The organism is Thermomonas sp. S9, assembly GCF_024704365.1.
Taxonomy (GTDB): domain Bacteria; phylum Pseudomonadota; class Gammaproteobacteria; order Xanthomonadales; family Xanthomonadaceae; genus Thermomonas.
Genome location: NZ_JAJDFY010000001.1, coordinates 1,978,399 through 1,998,171, shown reverse-complemented (window position 1 = coordinate 1,998,171; position 19,773 = coordinate 1,978,399). Strand labels below are relative to the sequence as shown.

At 71.6% G+C, this 19,773-nt stretch carries 22 protein-coding genes and 2 pseudogenes; 12 read left to right on the top strand and 12 right to left on the bottom strand.

Features of this window, described 5'->3' with window-relative positions:
• Nucleotides 1-31: 31 nt before the first annotated feature.
• Genes LJB71_RS09920 through LJB71_RS09905 form a run of 4 tightly spaced genes read right to left on the bottom strand, consistent with a single transcriptional unit; the run spans nt 32 to nt 4,267 of the window.
• A complete protein-coding gene (locus LJB71_RS09920; protein ID WP_259304060.1) occupies nt 32-526 on the bottom strand; it encodes a GNAT family N-acetyltransferase in 495 nt (164 codons plus the stop codon).
• Nucleotides 527-556: 30 nt separating this feature from the next.
• Nucleotides 557-1,447 (bottom strand): hydroxymethylglutaryl-CoA lyase, encoded by an 891-nt coding sequence (locus LJB71_RS09915; RefSeq protein ID WP_259304787.1) that lies wholly within the window; start codon nt 1,445-1,447, stop codon nt 557-559.
• A 34-nt stretch (nt 1,448-1,481) separates the two neighbouring features.
• The gene (locus LJB71_RS09910) at nt 1,482-3,482 is read right to left on the bottom strand and encodes an acetyl-CoA carboxylase biotin carboxylase subunit (protein ID WP_259304059.1); all 2,001 of its coding nucleotides are present in this window, start codon (nt 3,480-3,482) and stop codon (nt 1,482-1,484) included.
• Nucleotides 3,482-4,267, bottom strand: a complete 786-nt coding sequence (locus LJB71_RS09905) for an enoyl-CoA hydratase/isomerase family protein (protein ID WP_259304058.1) — start codon at nt 4,265-4,267, stop codon at nt 3,482-3,484. The genes LJB71_RS09910 and LJB71_RS09905 overlap by 1 nt, the downstream gene beginning before the upstream one ends.
• 126 nt (nt 4,268-4,393) lie before the next feature.
• Here LJB71_RS09905 and LJB71_RS09900 point away from each other — a divergent pair, with 126 nt between their 5' ends.
• The 3 genes from LJB71_RS09900 to LJB71_RS09890 are packed head-to-tail and all read left to right on the top strand — an operon-like array spanning nt 4,394 to nt 6,731.
• On the top strand, nt 4,394-4,645 hold the full coding sequence (locus LJB71_RS09900; RefSeq protein WP_259304057.1) for a FeoA domain-containing protein: 252 nt from the start codon (nt 4,394-4,396) through the stop codon (nt 4,643-4,645).
• On the top strand, nt 4,642-6,498 hold the full coding sequence (locus LJB71_RS09895) for a ferrous iron transporter B (RefSeq protein ID WP_259304056.1): 1,857 nt from the start codon (nt 4,642-4,644) through the stop codon (nt 6,496-6,498). The genes LJB71_RS09900 and LJB71_RS09895 overlap by 4 nt, the downstream gene beginning before the upstream one ends.
• Nucleotides 6,498-6,731, top strand: a complete 234-nt coding sequence (locus LJB71_RS09890; protein ID WP_259304786.1) for a DUF6587 family protein — start codon at nt 6,498-6,500, stop codon at nt 6,729-6,731. The genes LJB71_RS09895 and LJB71_RS09890 overlap by 1 nt, the downstream gene beginning before the upstream one ends.
• 13 nt (nt 6,732-6,744) lie before the next feature.
• Here the strand turns inward: LJB71_RS09890 and LJB71_RS09885 are convergent, their stop codons facing one another.
• The 6 genes and pseudogenes from LJB71_RS09885 to zwf form a co-directional block, all read right to left on the bottom strand.
• Nucleotides 6,745-7,392, bottom strand: a complete 648-nt coding sequence (locus tag LJB71_RS09885) for a bifunctional 4-hydroxy-2-oxoglutarate aldolase/2-dehydro-3-deoxy-phosphogluconate aldolase (RefSeq protein WP_259304055.1) — start codon at nt 7,390-7,392, stop codon at nt 6,745-6,747.
• A 2-nt stretch (nt 7,393-7,394) separates the two neighbouring features.
• Nucleotides 7,395-7,805, bottom strand: coding sequence for a glucokinase (locus LJB71_RS14665; protein WP_345779465.1), 411 nt, complete (start codon nt 7,803-7,805; stop codon nt 7,395-7,397).
• 71 nt (nt 7,806-7,876) lie between these two features.
• A pseudogene (locus tag LJB71_RS14660) lies at nt 7,877-8,404 on the bottom strand (glucokinase); the annotation flags it as partial.
• Nucleotides 8,401-10,266 (bottom strand): phosphogluconate dehydratase, encoded by a 1,866-nt coding sequence (edd, locus tag LJB71_RS09875; protein WP_259304054.1) that lies wholly within the window; start codon nt 10,264-10,266, stop codon nt 8,401-8,403. The gene edd and the pseudogene LJB71_RS14660, both read right to left, overlap by 4 nt.
• On the bottom strand, nt 10,229-10,927 hold the full coding sequence (gene pgl, locus LJB71_RS09870; RefSeq protein ID WP_259304053.1) for a 6-phosphogluconolactonase: 699 nt from the start codon (nt 10,925-10,927) through the stop codon (nt 10,229-10,231). The genes edd and pgl overlap by 38 nt, the downstream gene beginning before the upstream one ends.
• Nucleotides 10,924-12,399, bottom strand: a complete 1,476-nt coding sequence (zwf, locus tag LJB71_RS09865; protein WP_259304052.1) for a glucose-6-phosphate dehydrogenase — start codon at nt 12,397-12,399, stop codon at nt 10,924-10,926. Before zwf ends, pgl begins: the two co-directional genes overlap by 4 nt.
• Nucleotides 12,400-12,577: 178 nt before the next feature.
• Between zwf and fabA the strand changes: the two genes are divergently transcribed.
• The 8 genes from fabA to LJB71_RS09825 all read left to right on the top strand — a co-directional run bounded on the left by fabA (nt 12,578) and on the right by LJB71_RS09825 (nt 18,003).
• A complete protein-coding gene (gene fabA / locus LJB71_RS09860; RefSeq protein ID WP_259304051.1) occupies nt 12,578-13,093 on the top strand; it encodes a 3-hydroxyacyl-[acyl-carrier-protein] dehydratase FabA in 516 nt (171 codons plus the stop codon).
• Between the two features lies 1 nt (nt 13,094).
• Nucleotides 13,095-14,303 (top strand): beta-ketoacyl-ACP synthase I, encoded by a 1,209-nt coding sequence (gene fabB, locus LJB71_RS09855; protein ID WP_259304050.1) that lies wholly within the window; start codon nt 13,095-13,097, stop codon nt 14,301-14,303.
• Nucleotides 14,304-14,416: 113 nt separating this feature from the next.
• On the top strand, nt 14,417-14,665 hold the full coding sequence (gene rpsP, locus LJB71_RS09850) for a 30S ribosomal protein S16 (protein WP_259304049.1): 249 nt from the start codon (nt 14,417-14,419) through the stop codon (nt 14,663-14,665).
• Nucleotides 14,666-14,715: 50 nt separating this feature from the next.
• Nucleotides 14,716-15,237, top strand: a complete 522-nt coding sequence (rimM, locus tag LJB71_RS09845; protein ID WP_259304048.1) for a ribosome maturation factor RimM — start codon at nt 14,716-14,718, stop codon at nt 15,235-15,237.
• 13 nt (nt 15,238-15,250) lie between these two features.
• Nucleotides 15,251-16,024: a tRNA (guanosine(37)-N1)-methyltransferase TrmD gene (gene trmD / locus LJB71_RS09840; protein ID WP_259304047.1), complete on the top strand. Its 774-nt coding sequence runs from the start codon at nt 15,251-15,253 to the stop codon at nt 16,022-16,024.
• A 196-nt stretch (nt 16,025-16,220) separates the two neighbouring features.
• Nucleotides 16,221-16,628 (top strand): 50S ribosomal protein L19, encoded by a 408-nt coding sequence (rplS, locus tag LJB71_RS09835; protein ID WP_259304046.1) that lies wholly within the window; start codon nt 16,221-16,223, stop codon nt 16,626-16,628.
• An 84-nt stretch (nt 16,629-16,712) separates the two neighbouring features.
• A complete protein-coding gene (locus tag LJB71_RS09830) occupies nt 16,713-17,117 on the top strand; it encodes an RNA-binding S4 domain-containing protein (protein ID WP_259304045.1) in 405 nt (134 codons plus the stop codon).
• Between the two features lie 151 nt (nt 17,118-17,268).
• Nucleotides 17,269-18,003 (top strand): peptidoglycan-binding protein, encoded by a 735-nt coding sequence (locus LJB71_RS09825; protein WP_259304044.1) that lies wholly within the window; start codon nt 17,269-17,271, stop codon nt 18,001-18,003.
• A gap of 15 nt (nt 18,004-18,018) precedes the next feature.
• Here the strand turns inward: LJB71_RS09825 and LJB71_RS09820 are convergent, their stop codons facing one another.
• Both LJB71_RS09820 and LJB71_RS09815 read right to left on the bottom strand, forming a co-directional pair.
• The gene (locus LJB71_RS09820; RefSeq protein ID WP_259304043.1) at nt 18,019-18,366 is read right to left on the bottom strand and encodes an Lrp/AsnC family transcriptional regulator; all 348 of its coding nucleotides are present in this window, start codon (nt 18,364-18,366) and stop codon (nt 18,019-18,021) included.
• Between the two features lie 79 nt (nt 18,367-18,445).
• Nucleotides 18,446-18,490 (bottom strand): annotated as a pseudogene (locus LJB71_RS09815) (hypothetical protein); the annotation flags it as partial.
• Nucleotides 18,491-18,586: 96 nt separating this feature from the next.
• On the opposite strand from LJB71_RS09815, the gene LJB71_RS09810 reads away from it, so the two are divergent.
• Nucleotides 18,587-19,756: a PLP-dependent transferase gene (locus LJB71_RS09810; RefSeq protein WP_259304042.1), complete on the top strand. Its 1,170-nt coding sequence runs from the start codon at nt 18,587-18,589 to the stop codon at nt 19,754-19,756.
• Nucleotides 19,757-19,773 lie beyond the last annotated feature (17 nt).

Here is a 19,773-nt window from a genome sequence, read left to right as displayed (position 1 = left end):
CACAGCCTCCCGGCGGCAGACCCGACGCGGGCTATGCCGAAGCGAGGTCCAGCAGGTAGAAGCGGTTGCAGCCGCCGTGCCCGGTGGCGCCCAGCGGGGCATCGAGACGGCGGAAGCCGCTGCGTTCGTACAGGCGCATCGCCGCGTCCATGCCGGTCAGGGTTTCCAGGTAGCAGCGGGTGAAGCCGAAGCCGCGCGCGGCGTCCAGGCAGCGCGCCATCAGCGCCGTGCCGGCGCCAAGCCCGCGCGCCTCGGGCAGGAAATACATCTTGCGCAATTCGCAGGTATCGGGATCGCCGCCGGCCAGGGGCGCGATACCGCCGCCGCCGACCACGCGCCCGCCGCGCTCGACCACGAAATAGGCATGCCGCGGCGCGGCGTAGGCGCGGCTCATCCAGTCCACTTCGGGGTCGGCGATGGCAAAGCCGCTGCCCACCGCGCCGAACTCGGGCATCACGCTGCGGATGATGGTGGCGATGGCCGCATCGTCACTGGGCTGGATCGGGCGCAGGCGAAATGGATGCATGTGGGAGCGGGCAGGCAGCAGGAGAGAGGATCAGGAGGACAGCGCGCGGCCGACCTTGCTGCCGGTCTCGCGTCCGAGCAGGCCGGCCAGCCAGCGCCCGGTTTCGGCCAGCAGGTCGAGGTCGATGCCGGTCTTGATGCCCAGCCCGTGCAGCATGTACACCAGGTCCTCGCTGGCCAGGTTGCCGCTGGCGCCTTTCGCATACGGGCAGCCGCCGGCGCCGGCCACCGCGCTGTCCACCACCGCCACGCCTTCCTCCAGGCAGGCCAGCACGTTCGCCAGCGCCTGCCCGTAGGTGTCGTGGAAATGGATGGCGAGCGCGCCCATCGGCACCTCGCCGGCAACCGCGCGCAGCATCGCCCGCGCCTTGCCCGGGGTGCCGACGCCGATGGTGTCGCCGAGCGAGATTTCGTAGCAACCCATCTGATACAGGGCGCGCGCCACGCGCACCACGTCGGCCAGCGGTACCTCGCCCTGGTACGGGCAGCCGAGCACGGTGGAGACATAGCCGCGGACCTTGACGCCATCGGCGCGGGCGCGCTCCAGCACAGGCTGGAAGCGCTGCAGTGATTCCTCGACCCCGGCATTGGTATTCCTGCGGTTGAACGCCTCGGAGGCCGCGGTGAACACCGCCACCTCCTGCGCGCCGGCGGCGCGGGCGCGCTCATAGCCCTGCAGATTCGGCACCAGCACCGGGTAGGACACGCCGGGCGCGCGGGTGATGCCGGCCAATACGTCGGCGGCATCGGCCATCTGCGGCACCCACTTGGGGCTGACGAATGCGGTGGCTTCGATGCTGCGCAGGCCGGTGCGCGACAGACGGTCGATCAGTTCGATCTTGGCGGCGGTGCCGATGTCGGTTTTTTCGTTCTGCAGCCCATCGCGCGGGCCGACTTCCACGATGCGGACAGCGGCGGGCATGGCAGCGGATGCGGTGGCGGCTGTGGACATGGCGTCAATCCTCCAGTACGGCCAGCACGGCATCGGCCTCGACGAAATCGCCGGCGGCGGCGCGGATTTCCGCCAGCCTGCCGGCGCGCGGGGCTTTCAGGGCCAGTTCCATCTTCATCGCCTCCAGCACCAGCACCACCTCGCCGGCCTGCACGGCCTGCCCGGCAGCGGCCTGCACCAGCACCACCCGGCCGGGCATCGGCGCGCGGATGCGGTGATCGCCGCTGGAGGCATCGGCGGCGCCGCTGCGATGGCCGCTGTCGATGCGCAGCGACAGCCGGGACTGGCCATCGTGCACCTGCACCAGGCCGGCGGCGAGATCGACGGCGGCGCGGACGCGGCGCATCGCGCCGTCGATCCGCAGGCTCAGCACACCGTCCTGCCAGCGCGCGCCGTCGATGGCGTGGGGTTGCCCGGCGTGCAGCAGGCGGTACTGGCCGGCATGGCCGTGCGCGCGCAGTTCGATCCTGGCCTCGCCGTGCCGCAGGTGCAGCCGGCGCGCGCCGGCATGGCCCAGGCGCCAGCCGTCGGCCAGCGCCCACGGCGAGGTCGGGTCGGGCGAGGCGGCGGCGGCCGCGCCTGCCGCCGCTTCCTGCGCCAGCAGGCAGGCGCAGGCGGCGGCGAGCACCGCGGCCGTTTCCGGGACGGCCGGGGCGAGGAATTCGTCGAGATGGCGGTCGAGATAGCCGGTGTCGATGCGGCCTTCCACCACCGCCGGGTGCCGCACCAGCCGCTCCAGGAACGCCACGTTCGACTTCGGCCCGTCGATCGCGCACGCCGCCAGCGCCTCGCGCAGGCGCGCCAGCGCGCGCGGGCGGTCCTCGTCCCACACGATCAGCTTGGCGATCATCGGGTCGTAGAAGATGGTGACGGTGTCGCCCTCGACCACGCCGGCGTCGATCCGCACATGCCGCGATGGCGGCGGCAAGCGCAGCCGGGTGAGGGTGCCGGAGCCGGGCAGGAAGCCGGCATCCGGGTCTTCCGCGTACAGCCGCACCTCGATCGCGTGGCCGCGCTGGGCGATGGCCTCCTGCGTCAGCGGCAGCGGCTGGCCGGCGGCGATCCGCAGCTGCCACTCCACCAGGTCCAGCCCGGTGACCAGCTCGGTCACCGGATGCTCGACCTGCAGGCGGGTATTGATCTCCATGAAGTAGAACTCGCCGCTTGGGGCCACGATGAACTCCACCGTGCCGGCGTTGGCATAGTCGATCGCGCGCGCGGCCTGCACCGCCGCGGCGCCCATCGCGGCGCGCAGCTCGGGGGTGACGAACGGCGAGGGCGATTCCTCCAGCACCTTCTGGTAGCGGCGCTGCGCCGAGCATTCGCGCTCGCCCAGATGCAGCGCATGCCCGTGATGGTCGGCGAACACCTGGATCTCGATATGGCGCGGCTGCTCGATGTAGCGCTCCAGCAGCACGCGGTCGCGGCCGAAGGCGTTCTTGGCCTCGCGCTGGCAGCTTTCCAGGTGCGCGGCGAACTCGCCGGATTCGCGCACGATGCGCATGCCCTTGCCGCCGCCGCCGTGCGCGGCCTTGATCATCAGCGGATAGCCGATGCGGTCGGCCTCGCGCTGCAACCGTCCGGGCGACTGGTCCTCGCCGGTGTAGCCCGGCACCACCGGCACGCCGGCGGCGGCCATCAGGTCCTTGGCGCCGGCCTTGCTGCCCATCTTGCGCATGGAGGCGCCGGACGGGCCCACGAACACCAGCCCGGCGGCCTGCACCGCGTCGGCGAAGTCGGCGTTCTCGGATAGGAAGCCGTAGCCCGGGTGGATGGCCTGCGCGCCGGTCTTCTTCGCGACCTCCAGGATGGCGTCGCCGCGCAGGTAGCTGTCCTGCGGGCGCGGCCCGCCGATGCAGTGCGCTTCGTCGGCCAGGCGCACGTGCTGGGCGTCGATGTCGGCCTCGGAGAACACCGCGATGGTGCGGATGCCGAGCTTGCGCGCGGTGCGGATCACGCGGCAGGCGATTTCGCCGCGGTTGGCGATGAGGAGGCGATCGAACATCAGCGTGGCATCCAGTTCGGCGGGCGTTTTTCGAGGAAAGCGGCGATGCCTTCCTGGCCTTCCGGCGAAACGCGCAGGCGGGCGATCAGGGCGGCGTTGTCGGCATCGTGGCGGGCGGCGTCCGCATGCGCCGTGACGGCGCGCACCAGCGCCTTCGCGCCAGCGCTCGCCGCCGGTCCGGCCTTCAGCAGCAGGTCCACCTGCCGTTGCACCGCAGCGTCCAGCTGCCCCGGCTCGACCACCTGATGCAGCAGACCGAGGCGCAGCGCCTCGGCGGCATCGAAGACTTCGGCGCTGGCGAAATAGCGGCGGGCCTGGCGCGCGCCGATCGCGGCGATGACATACGGCGAGATCACCGCCGGCAGCAGGCCCAGCCTGCTCTCGGTCAGGCCGAACCTGGCCGTGGGAACGCCGATGGCGATGTCGCAGCAGGCCACCAGGCCCACGCCGCCGCCGTAGGCATCGCCGTGGACGCGGGCGATGGTCGGCTTCGGCAGTTCGTCCAGGGTGCGCATCAGGCGCGCGAGGGCGAGCGAATCCTGGCGGTTTTCCTCTTCGCTGGCGGCGGCCATGGCGCGCATCCAGTTCAGGTCGGCCCCGGCCGAGAACGCGGGGCCTTCGCCTTCCAGCACCACCATGCGCACGCCGGGATCCCCGCCCAGCGCCTCCAGCGTGGCGGTCAGCTCCGCGATCAGGGCGGCGTCGAAGGCATTGCGCACGCCGGGGCGGGCCAGGCACAGGCGGGCGAGCGGGCCGTCGCGGTGCACACGCAGGGCAATAGGCATGGGGCAGGCATCCTGGAAATCCATGACGAATGATAAACGCCGCCGGCGCGGGGCTTGAGCAGGATCAATGCCGCGCCGGGGCGTGGTGCTAGAATTGCGAACAATTCCTATTTGTGTGATGCCCATATGGTGCTCTCCGAACTTCCGCTGCGGCAGGCCGCAGTCGTTGCTGCGGTCGATGCGCGTACGCCCAACGACCCGGTGGCGCGCCGTCTGCGCGAGCTGGGGTTCGTCGCCGGCGAGCCGGTGGAGGTGGTGGCCGCCGGGCCGCTGGGCCGCGAGCCGCTGCTGGTGCAGGTGGGCTTCACCCGTTTTGCACTGCGCCGGATCGAGGCGGCGCGGGTGCGCCTGCGCAGCGGCAGCGGAGCCGGGGCATGAGCCCGCTGGCCCCTCCTGCGCGCATCGCCCTGGCCGGTAATCCCAACTGCGGCAAGACCGCGCTGTTCAATCTGCTCACCGGCAGCCGCCAGAAGGTGGCCAACTATGCCGGCGTCACCGTCGAGCGCAAGGAGGGCTGGTTCACGCTGCCGTCCGGGCGGCGCTGCTCGGTGCTGGACTTGCCGGGCGCCTACAGCCTGCATGCGGCCAGCCTGGACGAGGCGGTGACGCGCGATTTGATCCGCGGTTTCTACCCGGGCGAGCCGGCGCCGGATCTCTTGGTGTGCGTGGTCGATGCCACTAACCTGCGCCTGCATCTGCGCTTCGTGCTGGAGCTGCGCGCGCTGGGGCGGCCGATGCTGGTGGCGCTGAACATGATGGACGTGGCGCGCCGCCGCGGTATCCATATCGATGTGGCGACGCTGGCGCGGGAGCTCGGCGTGCCGGTGGTGGAAACCGTGGCGGTTCGCCGCGATGGCGCGCAGGCGCTGGTGCAGGCCTTGCAGCAGGTACCGGCGGCGGCGCCGGCCGCGCACCAGCTGCCCGAAGACGCGGCGCTGCATGCCGAGGTGCGCCGCCTGCTGGATCTGGCGGTGCGCATGCCGCGACGGACGGCGGCGATCGACGATGCGCTCGACCGCTGGCTGCTGCACCCGGTGATCGGAGGGCTGGTGCTGGCGCTGGTGATGTTCCTGATTTTCCAGGCGGTGTATGCCTGGGCCGCGCCGCTGATGGACGGGATCGAGGCGGCCACGGCCTGGGTCGGCCTGCATGTCGGCCAGGTCCTGCCGGAGGGGCCGCTGCGCAGCCTGCTGGTGGACGGCGTGATCGCCGGCGCCGGTAGCGTGATCGTGTTCCTGCCGCAGATCCTGATCCTGTTCCTGTTCATCCTGGCGCTGGAGGAATCCGGCTACCTGCCGCGCGCGGCGTTCCTGCTGGACCGGCCGATGGCGGCGGCGGGCCTGTCCGGACGCAGCTTCATCCCGCTGCTGTCCAGCTTCGCCTGCGCGGTGCCCGGCATCATGGCCACGCGCTCGATCCAGGATCCGCGCGACCGTCTGACCACGATCCTGGTGGCGCCGCTGATGACCTGCTCGGCGCGACTGCCCATCTACACCCTGCTGATCGGCGCGTTCGTGCCGCGGCGGGAGGTGTTCACAGGTCTGAACCTGCAGGGGCTGGTGCTGTTTGCGCTGTACATGGCGGGCATCCTCAGCGCGCTGCTGGTGTCCTTCGCGATGAAGACATGGCGCCGCGATGCCGGCGAGCATCCGCTGCTGATGGAGCTGCCGTCCTATCGCCTGCCGCACCCGCGCGATTTGCTGATCGGGCTGTGGGAGCGCGCGCTGATCTTCCTGAAGCGGGTGGGCGGCATCATCCTGGCGCTGACCGTCCTGCTCTGGTTTCTCTTGAGTTTCCCCGCGCCGCCGCCGGGTGCCACGGGGCCGGCGATCGACTACAGCCTGGCCGGCCGCATCGGGCATGCGCTGACGTATGTGTTCGCGCCGATCGGCTTCAACTGGCAGATCTGCATCGCGCTGATCCCCGGGCTGGCCGCGCGCGAGGTGGTGGTGTCCTCGCTGGCGACCGTGTATGCGCTGTCGGCCGGCAGCGACGATGCCGCCGCGCAGGCGCTGGCCCCGTTGATCCAGTCGCAATGGTCGCTGGCCACCGGGCTGTCGCTGCTGGTCTGGTACATCTACGCGCCGCAGTGCCTGTCGACGCTGGTGACGATCCGCCGCGAGACGCATTCCTGGCGGCAGACCGCGTTTGCGGCCGGCTATCTGTTCGCGCTGGCGTACCTGGCGTCGTTGCTGACCTATCGCATCGCGCTGATGCTGGGGGCGGGATGATCGCGTTGCCGCTATGGCTGCAATACCTGCTGGTCGCGCTGGCGGTGCTGGCCAGCGCGGCGGTGGTCATGCGCAAGCAGTTTCCGAATGCCACCCGCCGCCTGCGGCTGATGTTGGCGCTGCCGCTGGCGCGTCCGGGGCGGCCGAAGTGGATGCATGCGCTGGCGCGCCGGATCGCGCCGCCGGTGCAGGGCGGCGGCAAGGAGTGCGGCGGCTGCAGCGGCTGCGACTGAGCGTGCCCGCCCCTCAGCCGCGCAGGCCAGCCGCGGCGCGCGCGAGCTGGCCGATGCGCGCCCAGTCACGCGTACGCAGGGCGTCGTCCGGCAGCATCCACGAACCGCCCACGCAGGCCACGTTGGGCAGCGCGAGATAGGTCGGGGCCCTGGCCGCGTCGATCCCACCGGTGGGGCAAAAGCGCGCCTGCGGCAGCGGCCCGCCCAGGCCCTTGAGCGCGGCCACGCCGCCGCTGGCCTCGGCCGGGAAGAACTTGAAGCGCTGCCAGCCATGTTCCAGCCCGCGCATCAGCTCGCTGGCGGTGGCGATGCCGGGGATCAGCGGAATGCCGCAGTCTTTGCCGGCCGCATATAGCGCGTTGGTGGCGCCAGGCGAGATCGCGAAGGCGGCGCCGGCTTGCGCCACGCGCGTCAGATCCGCGGACGACAGCACCGTGCCGGCGCCGACGCAGGCCTTGGGGAGTTCGCGCGCGAGCAGGGCGATGGCCTCCAGCGCGCACGCCGTGCGCAGGGTCACCTCCAGCACCGGCAGGCCGTTCTCGACCAGCGCGCGGCCCAGCGGCAGGGCATCCTCCAGCCGCTGCAGGGTGATCACCGGGATCACCGGCGCGCGTGCGAACACGGCATCGATGCGCTCGCGCAGTTGGACGGGATCGAACATGGCTAGGACTCCGGGGCGCGCAGCGCGCAGGCGGCGCCGAGCAGGCCGGGATGGGGATGGGTGATGACCTGGATCGGCACCGATTCCAGCAGGGTGGCCATGCGGCCCTTGGCGAGGAAGCGTTCGCGGAAGGCGCTGCTGCGCAGGAACGGCAAGAAACGCGGCACGATGCCGCCGGCGATCACCACCCGGCGCGCGCCGTGGATCAGCGCGCAGTCGCCGGCCACGCTGCCCAGCACCGCGCAGAAGCGCGCCAGCGCGCGCCGCGCGGCCTGGTCGTGGCCGTCCAGCGCAGCCGCCACGATCTCCGCCGGATCGCGCAGGGCCGGGCGCTGCAGGCTGCTTTCGCCCGGCAGCAGATGCACCGCGGGCAGCACCGCCGCGCCGCGCAGCACCAGGTCGATCTCGGACAGGCCCTTCCCGCACAGCAGGCGCTCGGTGGAGGTGCGTCCGTGCTGGGCGGTCGCCAGGCGGCGATCACGCGTTCCTCGTCGCCGATCGGGGCGAAGCCGACGTGGCCGCCCTCGGTTTCCACCACCTGCCAGCCGCGCGCGGGATCGCCCACCAGCAGCGCCACGCCCAGCCCGGTGCCGGGGCCGAGCACGCTGATCGGCCCACGTAGCGGTGCACGCGCATCGCCATGCAGGGTCACCAGATGCTCGTCCGACAATGCCGGCACCGCCCAGGCGACCGCGCCGAAATCGTTGAGCATGCGCAGCTCGACCAGCCCCAGCGCGGCCTGCAGCTCGGAGCGCGAGAACGACCAGGCGCGGTTGGTCAGCCGGATCTCGTCGCTGCCCACCGGACAGGCCACCGCCAGCGCGGCGCGCGCCGGGGCTTCCCGCACCTCGGCCAGGTAGTGTTCGATCGCGTGCTGCAGGCTGGCGAACCCGGCGTTCGGCAGTGATTTCGAGGCGTGCAGTTCGATGGCCGGCGCCGCCAGATCCACCAGCGCGAAGCGCGCGTTGGTGCCGCCGATATCGCCCACCAGGGCCAGCGAATCCGCGCTCATGCGTCGGCTCCGAACAGGCTGCAGGCGCCCTCCTCGGCGGGGCCGACGTGGCCGCGCAGCAGCCCGAACAGCTCGCGGCCGACGCCGCGGCGGTTGCCGTCCAGCGCCAGCGCGGCGGGCGCGCGCGCCTGCCACTCGCCGGCATCGACCAGCGCCTCCAGGGTTCCGGCCTCGGCGTCGATGCGCACCGGGTCGCCCTCGCGCAGCTTCGCCAGCGGCCCGCCGTCGGCGGCCTCCGGGGTGAGATGGATCGCCGCCAGCACCTTGCCCGAGGCGCCGGACATGCGCCCGTCGGTGAGCAGGGCCACGCGCTGGCCACGATCCTGCAGCGCCGCCAGGGTCGGGGTGAGCTTGTGCAGCTCGGGCATGCCGTTGGCACGCGGGCCCTGGCCGCGCACCACCGCGACGAAATCGCCCTCCAGTGCGCCGGCCTGGAAGGCGGCCAGCAGGGCGTCCTGGGAGTCGAAGATGCGCGCCGGGGCCTGGATGCGGCGGAATTCCGGCGCGACCGCGGAAATCTTGACCACCGCGCGCCCGAGGTTGCCCTGCAGCCGGCGCAGCCCGCCCTCGGCGTCGAACGGCGCGGCGGCCGGGCGCACGATGTCGGGGTCGCGCGATTGCGCGGGAGAGGCGCGCCAGCGCAGGGCCAGGTCCTCCAGATACGGCTGCATCGCCTGTCGGCGCAGGCTGCCGCCGTGCACGCAGGCGATGTCCTCGTGCAGCAGCCCGGCGTCGAGCAGCTGGGAAATGACGAAGCCGATGCCGCCGGCGGCTTCGAACTGGTTCACGTCGGCCGCGCCGTTGGGATAGATGCGCGCCAGCAGCGGGGTGGCGCGTGAAAGCGCGTCGAAATCGTCCCAGTCGATCAGCAGCCCGGCCGCGCGCGCGATGGCGACCAGATGCAGGGTGTGGTTGGTGGACCCGCCGGTGGCGGCCAGCCCGACCAGTGCGTTGACGATGGCCTTTTCGTCGATGGTGTGCGCCAGCGGCCGGTACTCCTGCCCCAGCGCGGTGATGCGCAGCGCCTGTTCGGTGGCGGCCACGGTCAGCGCATCGCGCAGCGGCGTGTTCGGCGGCACGAAGGCGCTGCCGGGCAGGTGCAGGCCCATCACTTCCATCAGCATCTGGTTGGAGTTGGCGGTGCCGTAGAAGGTGCAGGTGCCGGGCGCGTGGTAGGAGGCAGCCTCGGCGTCCAGCAGCTCCTCGCGGCTGGCCTGCCCGAGCGCATAGCGCTGGCGCACTTCCGCCTTCTGCTTGTTGGGAATGCCCGAAGGCATCGGACCGGCCGGCACGAAGATCACCGGCAGGTGGCCGAAGCGGAGCGCACCGATCAGCAGGCCCGGCACGATCTTGTCGCACACGCCCAGGCACAGCACGGCGTCGAAACAGTCGTGCGACAGCGCCACCGCGGTGGCCATGGCGATCACGTCGCGCGAGAACAGCGACAGCTCCATGCCGGCGCGGCCCTGGGTGATGCCGTCGCACATCGCCGGCACTCCGCCGGCCACCTGCGCGCTGCCGCCGGCGTTGCGCGCGGCCATCCGGATCAGCGCCGGGTAGTGTTCCAGCGGCTGGTGCGCGCTGAGCATGTCGTTGTAGGCGGTGACGATCCCGATGTGGGGGCCGCGGCCGGCGCGCAGGGCCGGCTTGTCCTCGCCGGCCGCCGCGAAGGCGTGCGCGAGGTTGCCGCAGGAAAGCCGGTGGCGGTAAGGGCCCTGGGCGCGCGCCGCCTCCATCTGCGCCAGATACTCGGCGCGGGTGGCGCGGCTGCGCCCGGCGATGCGGGCGGTCACGCGTTCGACGACGGGGTGCAGTGGGGGGTCATCAGGGGCTCCAGTGGAGGTGGATCGGCGCGCCGGCATGCAGCAGCGCGGCGACCGGGAAAGGCGCATGCGGATCGCGGCGGGCCTGGTCCAGCACCGCCCGCTTGTCGTGGCCGGTCACGACCAGGTGCACGCCGTCTGCGCGCAGCAGGCGCGGCAGGGTCAGGCTGATGCGCGCGAACGGCGCCTCCGGCGGCAGCGGGTCGGGCAGGGTGGCGATGGCGTCCACGCCGCTGTCCAGCGCCAGGCCGTCGGCCAGGTTGGCGGCGCCCGGGAACAGCGAGGCGATGTGGCCGTCCGCGCCCATCCCGAGCAGCACCGCATCGAACGGCGCAGGATGCGCGGCGAGCAGTGCGCGCGCCTGTGCCAGCGAGGCGTCGATGGCGCCATCCGCGGCGGTGAGCGGGAGCGCGGCGGGGAAAGCCACGCGCAGTTGGCGCAGGTTGCAGGCCGGGTGGTCGTGCGGGACGCAGCGCTCGTCGGTGGGCACGGCGTCGATCCGCGCGCCGCGGAGCGCCTGCGCCAGCTGCGCATACACCGGCAGCGGCGTGCGCCCGCCGGCCAGCGCCAGCCAGGCGTGGCCGCGGCGGGCGATGGCGTCGCGGCAGGCCTGCGTGAATGCAGCGGCGACCCCGGCGACCAGCGCGGGGGTGTCGGGATAGAGGTGCTCGATGCCTGCCATCGCCGCGCGTCCGCTCATTCGCGCCAGCCGTGGCCCGAGCGGTCCACCAGCGAGATCGCGGCGCCCGGCCCCCAGGTGCCGGCGGGATAGGGGCGCGGCAGCATGCCGGTATTGCGCCAGCCGGCGGCGATCGCGTCCACCCACTGCCAGGCGGCCTCGGTCTCGTCGCGGCGCACGAACAGGGTGCCGTTGCCCTCGATCGCATCGAGGTAGAGGCGCTCGTAGGCGATGCGCCGGCGCGCGCTGGAAAACTCCTGGTGGAAATCCAGGTCCAGCGCGACCTGCGACAGGCGCAGGCCACTGCGGTCCAGGCCCGGGGTCTTGCTCATCAGCTGCAGCTCGATGCGTTCCTCCGGCTGCAGCCGGATCAGCAGCCCGTTCGGGCGCATGTCGGCGGCGGCGCGCCCGCCGAAGATCGAGTAGGGCACCTTGCGGAACTGGATGAAGATCTCGGTGCTGCGCGCGGCCAGGCGCTTGCCGGTGCGCAGGTAGAACGGCACCCCCGACCAGCGCCAGTTGTCCACCTGCGCGCGGAGCGCCACGAAGGTCTCGGTGCGGCTGGGGCGGCCCAGCTCGTCCGCGTAGCCGGGCACCGCCACGCCGTCGATCGCGCCGGCGGTGTACTGGCCGGCCACCGATTCGGTGGCGACGTTGCCGGCGTCGATCGGCCGCAGCGAGCGCAGCACCTTGATCTTCTCGTTGCGCACTGCGCTCGGATCGAACCGCGCCGGCGGCTCCATCGCGACCAGGCACAGCAGCTGCAGCAGGTGGTTCTGCAGCATGTCGCGCAGCGCGCCGGCCTCGTCGTAATAGTCGCCGCGGCCTTCCACGCCGACGGTCTCCGCCACCGTGATCTGCACCTGTTCGATATGACGGGCGTTCCATAGCGGCTCGAACAGCGCATTGCCGAAGCGCAGCGCGATCAGGTTCTGCACGCCCTCCTTGCCGAGGTAGTGGTCGACCCGGTATACGCGCGCCTCGTCGAATGCGCGCGCGACCGCGTCGTTGATCGCGATCGCGCTGGCCAGGTCCCTGCCGATGGGTTTTTCCAGCATCACCCGGGTGCCGGGGCCGGCGACGCCGTGTGCGGCCAGCGCCTGGCAGGCGGGGCCGTAGAACTTCGGCGCGGTGCTCATGTGGTAGAGCACGTCGCCCGCGCGCAGGGCCTGCACGCGCGTGGCCAGCGCCGCCATCGAGGCATCGTCGTCGGCGCTGGCGGGCAGGTAGTCCAGCCGCTCCAGCAGGCCGCGCAGGGCGTCCTCGCGGCGTTCGTGCCCCGGGATGCGCTGCTGGATGCTGTCGGCCACCAGCTGCGCGAAGCCCGCGCGGTCCAGCTCGCTGCGCGCGGTGCCGAGGATGCGCATGCCCTCCGGCAGCAGGCGTTCGGCCTGCAGGCTGTACAGCGAGGGCAGCAGCATGCGCCGCGCGAGGTCGCCGGTGGCGCCGAACACGGTCAACAGCGAAGCGGGCGTGGCAAGCGTCACGGACATCGGTTCCAGCCTTGGGGGTCCGAGCTTAATACGCTTCGGCGGTGGGATTGCGGTGCACACGATTTCAGTGCCGGTCTCGATGCCGGTGCCGGCGTCCAGCGCCGCGCGCGGGCGCATACGTCTAGGTATGTGGCGGGGCGGTGTTTAGAATCGACACCCTTTCCCCTTGGGCCGGTCCATGACCCGCGCGTCTTCCTTCACCCGCGAGCAGCTGCTGGCCAGCGCCCGCGGCGAGTTGTTCCCCAACAGCGTTGCCCGCCTGCCGGCCGACCCGATGCTGATGTTCGACCGCATCGTCGAGATCAACGACCACGGCGGCGCGCATGGCAAGGGCTTCGTCCGCGCCGAGCTGGACATCCGCCCGGACCTCTGGTTCTTCCGGTGCCATTTCCTCGGCGACCCGGTGATGCCGGGCTGCCTCGGGCTGGATGCGATGTGGCAGCTGGTCGGCTTCTACCTGACCTGGCTGGGCGCGCCGGGGCGCGGGCGCGCGCTCGGTTGCGGCGAGGTCAAGTTCAGCGGCCAGGTGCTGCCCACTGCGCAGGTGGTGAGCTACGAGATCGACATCACCCGCGTCATCAACCGCAAGCTGGTGGTGGCGCAGGCGGATGCGCGCACGCTGGTGGATGGCCGCGAGATCTACACCGCCAAGGACCTGCGGGTCGGCCTGTTCACCTCCACGGAAAGCCTCTGACATGCGTCGCGTCGCGATCACCGGCATGGGCATCACGTCCTGCCTCGGCAACGACCTGGATACCGTCGCGCGCGCGCTGCGCGAGGGAATCTCCGGCATCCGCACGCTGCCCGATGCGGTCGAGCGCGGCCTGCGCAGCCAGGTGGGCGGCGCGGTCCAGCTCGACCTCGAGGCCGCGATCGACCGCAAACTGAAGCGCTTCATGAGCGATGCCGCCGCCTACAGCTACCTGGCCCTGCGCGATGCGATCGCCGATGCGGGGCTGGAGGAGGGGCAGGTGAGCCATCCGCGCACCGGCCTGATCGCCGGCTCCGGCGGCGGCTCCAGCCGCTGGCAGGTGGAGACCGCCGACATCGCCCGCACCCGCGGTGCGCGCAAGGTCGGCCCGTACATGGTGCCGCGCACGATGTGCTCCACGGTCTCGGCCAACCTGGCCACCGCCTTCCACATCAAGGGCGTCAGCTATTCGATCAGCGCCGCCTGCGCGACCTCCGCGCACTGCATCGGTGCGGCCGCGGACCTGATCCGTCATGGCGTGCAGGACATCGTGTTCGCCGGCGGCGGCGAGGACCTGGACTGGACGATGACGGTGATGTTCGACGCCATGGGCGCGCTGTCCACCGGCTACAACGCGACGCCCGAGCGCGCCTCGCGCCCGTACGACGCCGGCCGCGACGGCTTCGTGATCGGCAGCGGCGGCGGCATGCTGGTGCTGGAGGACTGGGACCACGCGGTGGCGCGCGGCGCGCGCATCCACGCCGAGCTGGTCGGCTACGGCGTCACCAGCGATGGCGCCGACATGGTCGCGCCCAGCGGGGAAGGCGCGGTGCGCTGCATGCAGATGGCGCTGGCCCACGTCGATCGCCCGGTGGATTACCTCAATACCCACGGCACCTCGACCCCGTTGGGCGACATCGTCGAGCTCAAAGCGGTGCGCGAGGTGTTCGGCGATGCCGTGCCGCTGCTGTCGTCCACCAAGGCGCTGAGCGGCCATTCGCTGGGCGCGGCCAGCGTGCACGAGGCGATCTACAGCCTGCTGATGCTGCGCGACGGCTTCATCGCCGGCTCGGCCAACATCGAGATCCTCGATCCGCAGGCGGAGGGCTTCCCGATCGTGCGCGAGAGCCGCGATGCGCACCTGGACGTGGTGATGTCGAACAGCTTCGGGTTCGGCGGCACCAACGCCGCGCTGGTGTTCGCGCGCGCCTGATCGCGCCATCCCGCGGCGTCAGCCGGCCTTGTGAGCCTTGGTTTGGGATGGAAAACCGGTTATCATGCTCCGCTTACCCGGCCATCCCGGCCGCTGGGCAACACCGAAACGCTATGGTCAAGATCCGTCTCACCCGTGGTGGCGCGAAGAAGCGTCCCTTCTACCACATCATCGTCACCGACAGCCGCAGCGCCCGCGACGGCCGCAACATCGAGCGCCTGGGCTTTTACAACCCGGTGGCGCAGGGCCAGGAGAAGCGCGTCGAGCTGAACCTGGAGCGCCTGAAGTACTGGGTGGACAACGGCGCCCAGCTGACCGACAAGGTCGCCGACCTGTACAAGGCGGCCGCCAAAGCGGCTTGATCCACCGCAGCGACGCCCGTGCGGCGGCGTCGCCGGATGCGACGATCCCGATGAGCGCACCGTCAGCCGGTCAGCGGATGATCGCCGTGGGCCGACTGCACGGTGCGTTCGGCGTGCGTGGCGAGGTCAAGCTGGAAAGCTACACCGAACCGGCCCGCGCCATTGCCCGCTATCAGCCGTGGACCCTGCGCGATGCGCGCGGCGGCGAGCGTGTGTGCGAGGGTGCAAAAGTGCGTGCCGGCGCCAAGGGCCTGATCGCTTCCCTGCCGGGGATCGCCGACCGCGATGCCGCCGACGCCCTGCGCGGGACCGAGGTGCTGGTGCCGCGCAGCGCGCTGCCGCCGCCGGCCCCCGGCGAGTACTACTGGGTGGATCTGGAGGGCCTGCGCGTGGTCAATGTCGAAGGCGCGGACTTCGGGCACGTGGCCTACCTGTTCGACAACGGCGCCAACCACGTGCTGGTGGCGCAGGGCGAGCGCGAGCGCATGATCCCGTTCGTGCAACCGGATTTCATCCGCAGCATCGATTTCGCCTCCGGCCTGGTGACGGTGGACTGGGACGCGGATTTCTAGGCGGCCTGCCGGCATGCGCTTCGACATCATCAGCCTGTTCCCCGAGTTCGTCGCCCAGCTCGCCGCGCACGGCGTGGTCGGGCGTGCCGGCGAGCGCGGGCTGCTGGCGATCCACGGCTGGAACCCGCGGGACTTCGCCGAGGGCGGCTACCGCCGGGTGGACGACCGCCCGTTCGGCGGCGGACCGGGCATGGTGATGCTGATCGATCCGCTGCGCGCCGCGATCGCTGCCGCGCGCGCGGCCGATCCGGCGCCGGCGCGGGTGGTGTACCTCAGTCCGCAGGGCCGCCGGCTCGACCAGCGCAAGGTGCGCGCGCTGGCGGCGCTGCCGCGCCTGATCCTGCTGTGTGGCCGCTACGAGGGCGTGGACGAGCGCCTGCTGCAGGCCGAGGTGGACGAGGAGGTGTCGATCGGCGACTACGTGCTGTCCGGCGGTGAGCTGGGTGCGGCGGTGGTGGTCGATGCGGTGGCGCGGCTGCTGGAGGGCGCGCTGGGCGATGCCGACTCCGCGGCCCAGGACAGCTTCGAGGGCGACGGGTTGCTGGACTGCCCGCATTACACCCGTCCGGTGGAACACCCGCTGGGGCGGGTGCCGGAGGTGCTGCTGTCCGGCAATCACGCCGAAATCGCGCGCTGGCGCCGGCAGCAGGCGCTGGGCCGCACCTGGCTGCGCCGCCCCGACCTGCTGGACGAGGCCGCGCTGTCGAAGGCCGACCGCGCCCTGCTGGAGGCCTTCCGGGCGCAGTGGCTGGCGGCGGCCGGTGAGCCGCCGGACGGAGATGCCTGAGCCGGGCGCGTGCCGGGGCCTGCAAGCGCGCGACACGCAACGGAATTTCCCGCTATAATGCGCGGCTGGACCTAGCTCCAGCTGCTACAGATTCATCCGCCACACCAGTGCCATGACGCGGGTCCACGTGCACTCGCGCAACAACGACTCCAACAGGCGCGTGCCGTGCACGCAACACATTCAACAGGTTGATCCCATGAACAAGCCCTCGATCCACACTCTCGTCCAGGACTTCGAAGCCGCCCAGGGGGCGCGCAAGCTGCCCGACTTCGGCCCCGGCGACACCGTCATCGTCAACGTCAAGGTGAAGGAAGGCAACCGCGAGCGCGTGCAGGCCTACGAGGGCGTGGTGATCGGCAAGAAGAACGCCGGCCTGAACTCCGCGTTCACCGTGCGCAAGATTTCCCACGGCTACGGCGTCGAGCGCGTGTTCCAGACCCACAGCGCCGCGATCGACTCGGTGGAGGTGAAGCGCCGCGGCGACGTGCGTGCCAGCAAGCTGTACTACCTGCGTGGCCTGGAAGGCAAGAAGGCGCGCATCAAGGAAGACCTGGCCGGCAACGCCAAGGCCAAGGCCGCCGCTGCCGCTTCCGCCGCCGAGTAAGGCGGTTTCCGCGACCCTCACGGCGCCCCGCGACGGCCACCTTCGGGTGGCCGTCTGCGTTTCCGGCGCGCAGGAACGCCCCGCATGCCGATCCCAGACGATACCGCCAGCGTCCGCCTCGACCTGTGGCTGTGGGCTGCGCGCTTCTTCAAGACCCGCGCGCTGGCCAAGCACGCCATCGAAACCGGCAAGGTGGAGGTCGGCGGGCAGCGCGCCAAGCCCGCGCGCGGCGTGCGGGTGGGCGATGCGCTCATCGTGCAGCGCGCGGAGGAGCGGTTCGAGATCGAAGTGCTGGCGCTCAGCGATACGCGCGGCCCGGCCAGCGTCGCCCAGGCCCTGTACCGCGAATCCGAGGCCTCGCGCCAGGCACGCCAGCTCGCGCGCGCGCAGCATGCGGCCGAGCGCGCCGGCTTCCAGCCGCCCGGGACCAAGCCGGACAAGCGCGCCCGCCGCCTGATCCGCGCGCTGGGCGATATCGACGCGCTGTAGCCCGCCTGCCGCCGTCACCGCGCGCGGCCAAGCGGCCTTCCCCATGCCGATATGCCGAACGCAAGGGGCGCATAGGCCGTTTCGGGAATGGCGGCGGCGCCCACGCCCCCGCATCCTGCGCGGCATCGCGAGATTGCCGGTGGAGAAGCCGATGACGGTGCTCAGGAACGGGGCCAGCGGGCCCGAGGTGCGGCGCCTGCAGGAGGCGCTGAATCGCAAACTGCCCGGCTGCAGCCTGCAGCCGGATGGCCGCTACGGGCCGCGCACGCAGGAGGCGGTGCGCCGCTACCAGGACCAGGCCTGGCTGGTGGTGGACGGCGAGGCCGGCCCCTGCACCCAGAACGCGCTGTTCGATGCCGAGGCCTATCCGCCGGTACAGCACCTGCGGCCATTCATCCCGCAGCCGACCAATACCACCTGCTGGGCGGCGTCCACCGCGATGCTCAAGCGCAGCAGTGTGGCTGCAGTCAAGGCCGCCACGCCATCCGACATGTGGGACGACGCGGGCGGGCTGCACAACGCCTCCGATCTCGCCAACTGGCTGCCGCTGACCGAACGCTACGCGCGCGCGCACGGGCTGCGCTTCTATCCCCCGGCGTCGTGGACCCCGCAGGCGTTCGCCGCGATGGTGCGGCAGGGGCCGGTGATGGTGGATACCCTGTGGAACGCGGGCGGCTACCTCAAGCGCGTTCCCGGCGGCTTCGAGGGCAGTCCCGGGCACATGACCCTGGTGGTGGGTGTGCGCGGCGACAACGATCCCAGCGGGCGCGGCACCACGTTGATGGTGTACGACCCGTGGGAGCCGAACGTGGGCCGGCGCTGGCGCGTCAGCTACTACCGCTGGATCAGCGAGGTCTCCACCCGCACCTACCGCCTGTTCCAGTAGTGATTCCAGTGGCGATCAGCCGGTGGCCGGCGGCAACGCCGGCAGGTCCACGTTGCGCTGGAACTCGAAGATCAGCCGCGTCTCGATGTGCGCCACTTCCTCGCGTTCGGTGAAGGCAGTCAGGGTGAACTGGCGCAGGTGCTCGCTGTCGCGCACCCCGACGTGGGCGAGGAAGTCGTCGGCACCGGCCACGTGGTAGCAGGCCAGCACTTCCGGCAGGCCCAGCAGATGGCGATGGAAGCCGTCCACCAGCGCCCGCGAATGGCGCGCCAGGCGCACTGACACCATCGCCTGCAGACCGATGCCGATGGCCTCGGGTGCGATCTCGGCATGGTAGCCCAGCAGGATCCTCGCCTCGCGCATCCGCCGCACCCGTTCCAGTGCGGTGGACGGCGCGATCCCGGTCTTTTTCAGCCAGATCCTTGTTGGGCAGGCGCGCATTCTTCCGCAGCAGCCGCAGCAGCGCGTAGTCGATTCGGTCGAGCATGCGGATTCTCCGGAAAATCGAAATATCGTTCGGCTGCGGTAATCATGACCGAAGTCGATTCTAGGATAGCGGCAACCCATCGCACGAGAGGCCGCCATGCACCGTTTCCAGACCACCGCCGTCCACGCCGGCCGCGACGACTTCGACACCCTGTGCGTGCACGCCCCGCCGCTGGACCTGTCCACCACCTATCCGATCGCCGACCTCGCGGTGGGCAGCGCCAGTTTCGATGCGCTGGTCGGCGGCGGCGCGACGGCCGCCAACCCGATCTATGCGCGCCTGCGCAACCCCACCGTGGCCCGCGCCGAGGCCGCGATCGCCGCGCTCGAGGGCACCGAGGCCTGCGTCGCCTACGCCTCCGGGATGGCGGCGATGACCGCGGTGCTGCTGGCGCGCGCGCAGCACGGCCGGCACGTGCTGGTGGTGCGACCGCTGTATGGCACCTCCGACCACCTGCTGGCCAGCGGCCTGTGCGGGCTCGAGGCCGAGTTCGTGCAGGCCAGCGAGATCGCCATCAGGCGCCGCGCCGACACCACGCTGGTGGTGATCGAAACCCCGGCCAACCCGACCCTGCAGCTGGTGGACATCCGCGCGGTGGTGGCGGCCGCCGGCGACGTGCCGGTGCTGGTGGATTCCACCTTCGCCACCCCGGTGCTGCAGCGCCCGGCCGAGCTTGGCGCTACCTACGTGCTGCACAGCGCGACCAAGTTCCTCGGCGGTCATGGCGACGTGATCGCCGGGGTCATCTGCTGCGGCGAGGCCCATGCGGCGCCGTTGCGCACCGTGCGTGCGGCCACCGGCGCGCTGCTGCATCCGCTGGCCGCCTACCTGCTGCATCGCGGGCTGCCGACCCTGAAACTGCGGGTGGAGGCGGCGCAGGCGAACGCGCAGGTGCTGGCGCAACGGCTGCAGCAGCATCCGGCGGTGGCGCGGGTGTTCTATCCCGGCCTGGCCGGCGCGCACGGCGCGCATTTGCTCGGCCCGCAGATGCGTGGCCCCGGCTGTCTGCTGGCATTCGAACTGCATGGCGGCCACGCCGCGGCGGCGGCCGCGATGGCCGCGGTGAAGGTGATGACGCCGGCGGTCAGCCTCGGTTCGGTGGACACCCTGATCCAGCATCCGGCCGGCCTGACCCACCGCATGGTGGACGACGCGGTGAGGGTGGCCACCGGGATCACCCCCGGCCTGCTGCGGTTGTCGGTGGGCATCGAGGACGTCGAGGACTTGTGGGACGACCTCGCGCAGGCGCTGGCGGCTTGGGGCTGAATTGATTGGCGCGCCGT